The sequence below is a fragment of the Desulfosporosinus sp. FKA genome (assembly GCF_002196785.1).
In the GTDB taxonomy this organism is placed as follows: domain Bacteria; phylum Bacillota; class Desulfitobacteriia; order Desulfitobacteriales; family Desulfitobacteriaceae; genus Desulfosporosinus; species Desulfosporosinus acididurans.
On record NZ_NAHZ01000023.1, the window covers coordinates 39,203 to 46,125 of the forward strand.

The window sequence follows — 6,923 nt, forward strand, 5'->3', positions numbered from 1 at the left end:
GAGAATTCCCAATAAGGCCCAAGCACAGCTAACCTTTCAAACGAAGCCGGGGATCCAGCATGTCCCTTAATCCATCCCCGAATAAGTTCAACCCTAAAACCGCCAAAGCAATTGCCCCACCGGGAAAAACTATTGTCCAAGGTGCTACCTGCATATATGTTTTAGCTTCACTGACCATACTTCCCCAACTTGGCTCCGGAGCTTTAATGCCTACTCCCAAGAAGCTTAAAGCCGCTTCATCCAGGATCGCTAAGGCAAAGATAAACGTTGCCTGAACAATTATTGGCGATAATATATTGGCTAGAATATATCTTGTGAGAATATATCTGTCCGCAGCCCCTGCTGTCTTAGCCGAATTGATAAATTCTAATTCATTGATTGGCAATACCGCTCCTCGAACAACCCTAGTCATGCGGGAAAAGTAAGCAAAGGACAACGCCATAATAATATTAAGCTTACCCGGACCCCAAACTGCGGCCATAAATATGGCCACAATAATACCCGGAAAGGCCATAAAACCGTCAATTACGCGCATTACCACACTGCCAACTTTTTTGTAATAGCCTGAAACTAAACCCAAGATAACTCCTGACAATGTGGAAATTAAGACTACTGAAAAACCCACTTCCATTGACGTCCGCGCCCCGTATAAGATCCTGCTCTGAATATCCCTTCCCAATTGATCCGTTCCCATCAGATGGATACTAGACGGAGATAATAATCTATAGTTACTGCTAACCTCTAAAGGATTCCAATTTGTTAAAAAAGGCGCAAATAATGCTCCGGAAAGCATAAAAACAATGATTAATCCCCCGAGAAAAACCGGAAAGTTCCTTTTAACAAATTTTAAGCCAGGAATCATCCGCACAATTCGCAACCTCATTTCTCTATGATTAATTCTTTATCCGCGGATTTAGTAAAACGTAGCTTATATCAGCAAGCAGATTAACGACTACAAAGATAAGCGCAGTGAATATCATGGTACCCTGTATAACCGGAAAATCTCGTTTCATGATTGCCGTTATCGCTAAAGCTCCTGTTCCCGGAATATAATAGATTGTTTCTACAATCCAGGTGCCGCCTAATAATAGGCCGAAACTCATCCCGATAATGGTAACTACAGGGATACAGGCATTTTTAAGGGCATGCCTCATAATGATAACGTACTCCATTAAGCCTTTAGCCTTGGCCGTCCTTATATAGTCCTGACCTAAAACTTCAAGCATAGAACTCCTGGTCATTCTGGCAATCAAACCACTCTGCATCAACCCTAAGGTTAGACCGGGCAATATCAAGTATTTAATGACGCCAAACCCTACCTCCGAAATGGGTTTATAGCCGCAAACCGGAAACCAGCCTAAGTAAACACCAAAAAATAAAATTAGGATTAGTGCTAACCAGAAACTCGGTATTGATATACCTGCCAAAGAAAAGGCAACTGCGAACCGGTCCATCCAGGTGCGGTGTTTAACAGCTGCAATTACACCTATCGGTACCCCAAGAATAATTCCAATCAATTGGCCCATCACGGCAAGAAGAAGGGTAGGTTCCATCCTTGACAAGATTGCCTTACTCACCGGCATATGTAAAAACAGCGATTCTCCAAAGTCTCCATGTATTATTCGAGAAAGCCAAATAAAAAAGCGGACATATACCGACTGATCCAAGCCCAGTTGATGCCGCAATTGAAGTATCTGATCTTTTGTGGCAAAGTCACCTAAGATAATACGCACCGGATCGCCAGGCATAGCATAGACACAAAAAAAAGCCAGTATAGCTACTATTACCAGCACCAAAAAAAGCATCGATAACCTTCGAAGGATATAGCAAACCACTCCTAATTCCTCCATATTATTAAAATAAATACATAAAAGTTCATAGATGTAATTTTTTGCTTTAATTACATTTTATTATATATTTATATACCATAACTGTAAATATATGAATATTAATAATTATTTAGTTATATATTGCTTTAGTATCACAATGTTCTATGTCACAATCAGCGCTCAATGTCATTGATCACAAAATCGTCATCCCACGTCATGTTTAAAATAATTATCACAGCCTAAAAAACAAACGAGTCCTTTCATCCAGCAAATACTGGTTTAAGGACTCGTTCTGGTAAACTTATAAAAAATTATACTCTATAATTTCATTAACAGACACGCCTAAAGTCAACAGATAAAGGGACAATACGATACGCTGCTCATACCCTTTGTCCTAAATTGTTTTTTCAAGCGCAAGCAGAGGGTCAAAGTCTGACAGTTTGCAAATCTCTTTGAAATAGACGAGTAAAATGAAGATTTCGCGAGGTTCTTCAAATTCATCGACATGCTCGATATTAATTCCCTTCTCTTTAAAGAAACTAATCAGGTTTAACTCTTGGCGTTCTTCCTCATTAAGTAAATTATACTCCTCGACTAGCTTCAAAAGCTTCGCCTGATTTTCTTCGTTAACTTCTATATTCGGAAAACGACAGTTGCTTGAATTTTCTCCGAAGTATACCATCTCTTTGAAGGATGATTTCGGAAATTTCGTAACATCCCCCTGCTCCTCGGAATTCCAGATTACGTATTTTTTTTGCATTTTTTAAAAACTCTCCTTTAATAAATGTCAAAATCTTTTCCCTATAACTTCATAGCTTATAAAGCATATATTTATCAGGATCATTTAATTGGCTACAGAGCCAAGCCCGAGCACGTTAGAGCGAAGGTCTTAATTCTATATTTTTCGGAACTTCTTAGTTTCTTGATATCAACACGTTGTCCAGCGACAAAATGTTCCAGAGTTAAATACACTTGGTTTCAAGTATCTCTATCAAGTTTCTCCAGATCTTTCTTGGCATGTGTAGTAATGACTATATTCATAAGTCACCCAACTGCCTTTTAATTTCATCTAGGCTATGGAGCCTACCAGCAGCAACGTCTTCTTCACCCTGGGCAATGGAAATCTCATCCTCCTCTGTCAAGTCTTCAACATCGTACAAAGGGGTCGCTTAAGGCTTCCTCCATTGTTTGTCCAACAATTGATCTCAAATATTTAATTGCCTTTTGTAGTTCCTTAGCATTCATGTTTTTAGTCAGGAACCCAACTTCTTCACGCAATTTGTCTTCTGATAACACATTATTACCTCCCAGCCGACAAAAATATTAATACCCGTTGCCAAAACTTTATAAAAGTCTATAAAAGCCTTGTTTACTTCCCTATTCATCATGTCTGATTTTGTCCAAGGACTACTTTCATTTGGTGTAACACTCCAAGAGCTTAAATTCCGATGCAACTTAGCTGTGGATTGACCGATTGTTTTTTGTTCCCAAATGTTAAGAATGTATTTCAACAGTTGGAGGGCTCTCTTAGGAGATGGGTAACTTTTATGCTCAAAAAGAAGGTAAAGGTAACCGTCTATTAATATGAAGCTGTTTGAACGTAATATTTACAGGAGTAAAAACTCGTCTCCGGGCGGTGTAGCGATCTTAATTTAGCTTGACCATTATAACGACTCCCTTACCTTAAGTATAGCATGGATGTTTATGAAATGAGAAAAGATTGGTTTAGATCATGTAAAGCTTAACGCTATATAATACTCTTTTCATGCCATGAAATCAATCAATTTGGTTACAGCAACCCCAATTCTCCTAGCACGACTTCGTCGGCAAAAGCCCCTTCTTCATCGTGGGCTGGATTATATCGATAACATTCTTTTCTTCTCCTCCCTTCAATCTTGGGTATTGATAAAAAAAGTCTATTTCCTCATCATCACCTAAAACCGGGATACCTAGCTTTTCGGACCAGTACTTTTCCATTTCATACGAAGTTTCATCATCATATTGGGTTGAATCAATTAGGTATTCATTTTCATCTACACCGCCGTTATAGATATCGTTGGCACTGGTGATTCTCTCAACCCCATCTTTAGTCATGACTTTAATAATAATGCGTTTGTCAAAAATACTGCCATCAATCGTAATAATATTATCATCCTGATTCGAAAACTTTATGATTGGACAGGTCCGCTGGTACGTTCGCCATGTAACACTGAAAAATATCAAATACAGGCAGCTTGAATTTCTTTTCCCGCCCTTCTAGGATTCTCAATGCTTCCTGACCAGTGAGCTTGTTTCTGTTTACCTTCACTATTTTGATGTCGAGTATTTCCAATAACTTAAACTTAGGAAGGTTAAGATTAAATGAGAGCATCTGCTGTCCTTCAAAATCAATAGTTACAACCTGCCACCGATTCTTGTCCAAAAACTTGCTGAAGTCGTCAATTCCATGGGGATCTGGGCCAAGAAACCCAATATAGTTATTGTCAATCTGCCAATCTACATAAATTCCAAAGAGATTATATTGTGTGGGGTAATTATTCTTAAGAATTAGTTCTTGATCCATCTTTAATCCACTCCCTTTTAATCGTTAAGCGACGTTTTTTCTAATGGTTAAACAGCTTAGATAGCCATTTGATAGGCGAAACAGCGATTACCTTGAACCTGATAAATTCTCGTCACAGTTCCCTCAGAAATCTCTAAAGCGCTTAACCATCCTTCGTATACGCAACCTGTATCGAGGGCAATATTATTATGCAGTCTAACAGGCCGAGACTCCTGCGCGAGATATACCGTTGGAGTGTGACCAAAGACGACCGTTTTCCCTAAAGTATTGGGATACTTATAAAACTCTTCACGAATCCAAAGCATATCCCCTTCGCTTTGCTTCTCTAAAACGACTCCAGGTCGAACTCCGGCGTGAACGAAAAGATAATCTTCATCCTCAATATAGACCGGCATTTGTCGAAACACCTTAAGATAATTCTCCAAAGGGTCGTTGTGACTGTGAAAGCTCCGAATTGTTGCCTGCCCGCCATTATACAAGTAAGAGCTATCCCTCTTGGCAAAATAGTCCAGAGCCATTTGCTCATGATTGCCTCTTAACAAAACGACCTTTTCACTGCCATAATCAGCCTGCAATCTTAAAAGCGCCTGGATTAATTCATAACTTTTCCGTCCTCGATCAAGATAATCACCTAACAGAATCAAACGATCCTTTTGTAAATTAGGTTTCATTTTTGATAGTAGCCGTTGAAATTCGTCATAGCAGCCGTGTGAATCACCGATAACATAGATTTTCATGGTCTGTCCTCCCCTAAAGATGTTGTTTTGCTTGAACCCATTGTCCCATATCCCTATGTCTAAAAGAATGAAGCACTGCTTCATTCTTTTTCGGATCGATTTAACTGCAAAAGTTAACTGCTAAATAAATAGCGGAGAATGTTAAAACTATCTGCTTGGAGGTCAAGTATCCAGTGAATGATATGAATATTACCCTGCAATACCTCATCAACGAAGCCTTTACGAAAGGAGCCGGGAAAGAAATCTTCGGCAAAAATAAAAAGAACCGGGAAGAAGCGGCAGAAAAGCTTACAGCCTGGTTCTCGAGCTATTATGGAGGAACACATGATGAAGCAGCCAAAGAAAACATTTTAGGCCTATCTGTTTCATTGCTGAAAAAAAACAAGGATGAATTCACCGCGAATATCTCCCAGGGCATTCGGATTTATACCCGTGATAAATACCCTGTTGTAAGGAGAATTGAACACCTCGTGAAACACTTAAACAGCAAATACGAGTTTGGTTTAGATCTTATCTTTCTCGAACAATTAAAAACGAGAGACGGCTATGACCGTCTCCTTAAAATTTTAAAATATCTTCATTCCGGCAGCCATACTCGCGAAGAACTCTCCAAAACCTTCGGCATAAGTGAGCGAGCTTTAAGCGATGATCTTAACACTCTGAAAGATGGCTTTGAATTTATGGGCACAACAATGAAAATCAGTGAACTGGAACGCGGCTCAAACACGTACAGTTCACTGATTCATCCAATTTTTTTAGCTTTAAACACTGCAGAAATTTATGCCCTTACCATAGGCCTAAAGTTGTTAGCTAAAGACACCATATTTAGCGACGAACTGAACCGAATTGGCGACCATATCTATGGACAACTTTCAGATTTTGCCCGAAGTATGGTCGACAAACATGCTGTTACGGAAAAACTTAAATTTGGCCAGGAAGCGAAACGAAAATTCCTGAATTCCAATGAGTTCGTAAAACAAGATAGGCCCTTTAGTTATTATTTAAAAGATACAACCCCCTGTAAAGTTATCTTCCTATCCGAAGGCCTCCCAAAAGAACTGTCAGGCACTCTGCACCTGGCGCCTGAAGGATCAGAGCGATTAAGGAAGGTATCTTTAGTGACCCGCGAGGAAGAGCTCGTCCTTGATATTGAGCAGATTTTAAATATACGTAAGCTCTAAATTAGGACTCTTGCTTGATTAGTCATACCTTGCTTCAAAATCTTATTGTATTCATTTAAGCGTTTACAAGAAATTTAGGCCGTTCAATGATGTGAACTCAAGAGCATCAGTTAATTCAAACCCCTTATCCATTTCAAGATAGGCGGATGAGCCTTTCGCCACGCTGCGTCCACAGACGCATTCTCCTGCAGCGTGACGAAAACCGGACGAGGTTTTCGCCACATTGCGACTTGTGACACATTCTCCTGCAATGTGGACCCGAACGGGTGGAGCCCCGGTCGTTTATACTTTCATTTCTTTCATAAAACACAGATAGACTGCCAATATGGCAGTCTATCGCTTGTTACCTGGCAATGACCTACTTTTCCAGGGGCCTGCGCCCCAAGTATTATCGGCCCTGGAGGTCTTAACTTCCGTGTTCGAGATGGGAACGGGTGGAACCCCTCCGGCATGATCACCAGATCTCTGAGATTCAGTTGTCCTTTGCGAACTCTGTTCTCTCAAAACTACATAGAGTCTTTTTCTAGCTTCGTCTTCTCGGAAACACTGAGCCACATTCCCTTTGCTAACGTATCGTATTAGGTCAAGCCCTCGACCGATTAGTACCGGTCAG

General features: G+C 40.1%; 9 protein-coding genes and 1 rRNA gene. 1 reads left to right on the top strand and 9 read right to left on the bottom strand.

What is annotated here, in order from left to right:
- Positions 1–28: 28 nt before the first annotated feature.
- The 8 genes from B5771_RS06940 to B5771_RS06970 form a co-directional block, all read right to left on the bottom strand.
- A complete protein-coding gene (locus tag B5771_RS06940; RefSeq protein ID WP_088186890.1) occupies positions 29–862 on the bottom strand; it encodes an ABC transporter permease in 834 nt (277 codons plus the stop codon).
- A 31-nt stretch (positions 863–893) separates the two neighbouring features.
- Entirely contained in the window at positions 894–1,835 is a 942-nt protein-coding gene (locus B5771_RS06945) for an ABC transporter permease (RefSeq protein ID WP_172408179.1), read from the bottom strand.
- A gap of 388 nt (positions 1,836–2,223) precedes the next feature.
- Positions 2,224–2,589 (bottom strand): hypothetical protein, encoded by a 366-nt coding sequence (locus B5771_RS06950; RefSeq protein WP_088186882.1) that lies wholly within the window; start codon positions 2,587–2,589, stop codon positions 2,224–2,226.
- A gap of 386 nt (positions 2,590–2,975) precedes the next feature.
- On the bottom strand, positions 2,976–3,125 hold the full coding sequence (locus B5771_RS24210) for a hypothetical protein (protein ID WP_172408180.1): 150 nt from the start codon (positions 3,123–3,125) through the stop codon (positions 2,976–2,978).
- Positions 3,083–3,436, bottom strand: a complete 354-nt coding sequence (locus tag B5771_RS25195; RefSeq protein WP_348982942.1) for an Rpn family recombination-promoting nuclease/putative transposase — start codon at positions 3,434–3,436, stop codon at positions 3,083–3,085. Before B5771_RS25195 ends, B5771_RS24210 begins: the two co-directional genes overlap by 43 nt.
- Positions 3,437–3,638: 202 nt before the next feature.
- The gene (locus B5771_RS06960; protein WP_088186883.1) at positions 3,639–3,923 is read right to left on the bottom strand and encodes a hypothetical protein; all 285 of its coding nucleotides are present in this window, start codon (positions 3,921–3,923) and stop codon (positions 3,639–3,641) included.
- Between the two features lie 55 nt (positions 3,924–3,978).
- Positions 3,979–4,392 (bottom strand): hypothetical protein, encoded by a 414-nt coding sequence (locus B5771_RS06965; RefSeq protein ID WP_088186884.1) that lies wholly within the window; start codon positions 4,390–4,392, stop codon positions 3,979–3,981.
- 56 nt (positions 4,393–4,448) lie between these two features.
- Complete coding sequence (locus tag B5771_RS06970; RefSeq protein ID WP_172408181.1) at positions 4,449–5,129, bottom strand: metallophosphoesterase family protein; 681 nt, start codon at positions 5,127–5,129, stop codon at positions 4,449–4,451.
- A 173-nt stretch (positions 5,130–5,302) separates the two neighbouring features.
- On the opposite strand from B5771_RS06970, the gene B5771_RS06975 reads away from it, so the two are divergent.
- A complete protein-coding gene (locus B5771_RS06975; RefSeq protein WP_088186886.1) occupies positions 5,303–6,310 on the top strand; it encodes a hypothetical protein in 1,008 nt (335 codons plus the stop codon).
- Positions 6,311–6,655: 345 nt separating this feature from the next.
- On the opposite strand, the gene rrf is transcribed toward B5771_RS06975, so the two are convergent.
- A 5S ribosomal RNA gene (gene rrf / locus B5771_RS06980) occupies positions 6,656–6,772 on the bottom strand.
- Positions 6,773–6,923 lie beyond the last annotated feature (151 nt).

Coding starts and splice junctions, on each gene's coding strand:
- B5771_RS06940 (WP_088186890.1), bottom strand. CDS start 862: ATGATTCCTGGCTTAAAATTTGTTAAAAGGAACTTTCCGGTTTTTCTC.
- B5771_RS06960 (WP_088186883.1), bottom strand. CDS start 3,923: ATGACTAAAGATGGGGTTGAGAGAATCACCAGTGCCAACGATATCTAT.
- B5771_RS06970 (WP_172408181.1), bottom strand. CDS start 5,129: ATGAAAATCTATGTTATCGGTGATTCACACGGCTGCTATGACGAATTT.
- B5771_RS06950 (WP_088186882.1), bottom strand. CDS start 2,589: ATGCAAAAAAAATACGTAATCTGGAATTCCGAGGAGCAGGGGGATGTT.
- B5771_RS06965 (WP_088186884.1), bottom strand. CDS start 4,392: ATGGATCAAGAACTAATTCTTAAGAATAATTACCCCACACAATATAAT.